Source organism: Halopseudomonas sp., assembly GCF_041579695.1.
Lineage (GTDB): Bacteria > Pseudomonadota > Gammaproteobacteria > Pseudomonadales > Pseudomonadaceae > Halopseudomonas.
The window spans coordinates 1-2,285 of the sequence record NZ_JBFGFI010000182.1 but is presented as its reverse complement, the minus strand read 5'-3'; the positions used below and the strand labels follow the sequence as shown (position 1 = coordinate 2,285).

Below are 2,285 nucleotides of genomic sequence, written 5' to 3'. Positions count from 1 at the left end.
CGGCGCATCCTTGAGCATGACGCGCGCGATGGCTATACGCTGGCGCTGGCCACCGGAGAGCTTGACGCCGCGTTCGCCGACATGGGCGTCAAAGCCGCTGCGTCCCTTGGCGTCTTCCAGGTCACGGATGAAGTGTTCGGCTTTCGCCTGTTCGGCGGCCTGGAGGAGCATGCTCTCGTCTGCGTCGGGACGGCCGTAGAGGATGTTGTCACGCACCGAGCGATGCAGGAGGGAGGTGTCCTGGGTGACCATGCCGATGTGCTGGCGCAGGGAGTCCTGGGTGACGCCGGCGATATTCTGGCCATCGATCAGGATCTGACCGCCGGCAACGTCATAGAAACGCAGCAGCAGATTGACCAGCGTCGACTTGCCGGCGCCGGAGCGTCCGACCAGGCCGATCTTCTCGCCTGCCTTGATATGCAGGTGCAGATCCTCGAATACGCCCTGTTCCTTGCCGTAGTGAAAGCGCACATGGTCGAAGCGGATTTCGCCCTGGTCGACCAGAAGAGGCGGGGCATCGGGGGCGTCGTTGACCACTTGCGGCCGGGAAATGGAGTTGATGCCGTCCTGCACGGTGCCGATGTTTTCGAACAGCGCAGACAGTTCCCACATGATCCACTGGGACATCCCCCACAGACGCAACACCAGGCCGGTCGCGACCGCGACGGCGCCAATCGTGGCGGCTTCATTGATCCACAGCCAGATCGCCAGGGCGGTAACGCTGACCAGCAGCAGGCCGTTGAGCATGTACAGCAGGCTGTTGACCCAGGTGACCAGACGCATCTGCCGGTAGACGGTGTGCATGAAACTGCCCATGCCTTCGCGTGCATAGGTGGCTTCGCGGCGGGAGTGAGAAAAGAGTTTGACCGTCTGGATATTGGTATAGCTGTCGACGATGCGGCCGGTCATCATCGAGCGCGCATCGGCCTGCTGTTCGGCAACCTTGCCCATCAGTGGGATGAAATAGCGCATCAGCAGGATGTAGCCCAGGAGCCAGGCGAGCATCGGCAGTGTCAGCCGCCAGTCGGCAATGCCGACGACGACCAGCGTGCCGAGAAAATAGACGACAACATAGTTGAGCACGTCGATCAGCTTGATCACGCACTCGCGCACGGCGAGAGCTGTCTGCATCAGTTTGGTAGCGATGCGGCCGGCGAATTCGTCCTGATAGAACGCCATGGATTGCTTGAGCAGGTAGCGGTGCACCAGCCAGCGGATGCGCATCGGGTAGTTGCCCATCAGGGTCTGATGGCTGACCAGCGAGTTGGCAAGGATCATCAGCGGCAACAGGATGAGCACAAGCGCTGCCATACCGGCGAGCTTCCAACCCTGATCCTGCAGCAGGGTGTCGCGGTCCTGTACGGAGAGCCAGTCGACAATGTTGCCGAGAAAACTGAACAGCCACACTTCGGTAGCGGCAATCGCAGCCATCAGCAGAGCGGCCGTGCCCAAATAGCGCCAGGTGCCGCGGGTAAAGTACAGGCAGAACGCAAGCAGCGTGCGCGGTGGTTCGCGCGGCTCTTCCGGGGGAAAGGGGTCGAGTCGTTTTTCGAACCAGCGAAACATGAAGGCGGCCTGAGTGGTTAGAGCTAGGGCGGCATTATGCGGGGTTGGAGGCAGGCGGCTCAAGGGTACAGATGTGACCGGTTATGCCCGGACTGTACCGGTTTCCGCTCGTTCTGTGAGGTGATTCCGTGATCGATGGCGGTGGTCGGGTTAGGGTGGGGGTGGGTGCAGACAAGGAGGTTGGGCATGAAACAACCAGCGGTTTATGTGATGGCTTCGGGGCGTCGCGGGACTTTGTATGTGGGGGTAACTACGAATCTGCTGCAGCGAGCCTGGCAGCACCGTGAAGGAGCGCTGGGTGGCTTTACCGCGCGTTATGGGGTCAAGGATCTGGTCTGGTATGAGCAGCATGTTTGTATGGAGTCGGCGATTTGTCGGGAGAAGGCGTTGAAGAAGTGGCGCCGGGAGTGGAAGTTGGATTTGGTGGAGACTAGTAATCCCGAGTGGCGGGATCTTTGGGATGAGATTCTGGGGGAGTGAGGGCCAGCCGCTTTGATAATGCATAACCCCGCTTTTTTACACCCTGAAAATGGATCCCCGCGTTCGCGAGGATGACGGTTGGGGGGGGATGCGGAGTTTGGTTTGTGAGCGGCGTGCGCGCTCTGGCCCCGTCATTCCCGCGTTCGCGAGGATGACGTTTGCGGGCAGGTTGGGGTGAGTTGGCGAGTATGAGGTTTGCGGGGAAATTGGTGTGAGTTGGCGGGGGCTGCGGAGCTGGG

2 protein-coding genes are annotated in these 2,285 nt (G+C 60.7%); one reads left to right on the top strand and one right to left on the bottom strand.

Features of this window, described 5'->3' with window-relative positions:
* A partial coding sequence (locus ABYA88_RS16180; protein WP_373188413.1) for an ABC transporter ATP-binding protein occupies nucleotides 1-1,566 on the bottom strand: 1,566 nt, incomplete at its 3' end.
* A gap of 186 nt (nucleotides 1,567-1,752) precedes the next feature.
* On the opposite strand from ABYA88_RS16180, the gene ABYA88_RS16175 reads away from it, so the two are divergent.
* Entirely contained in the window at nucleotides 1,753-2,046 is a 294-nt protein-coding gene (locus tag ABYA88_RS16175; protein WP_373188412.1) for a GIY-YIG nuclease family protein, read from the top strand.
* Nucleotides 2,047-2,285: the final 239 nt, after the last annotated feature.

What these genes read in the sequence shown, in the direction of transcription:
- ABYA88_RS16175 (WP_373188412.1), top strand. Translation starts at nt 1,753, where the DNA reads ATGAAACAACCAGCGGTTTATGTGATGGCTTCGGGGCGTCGCGGGACT.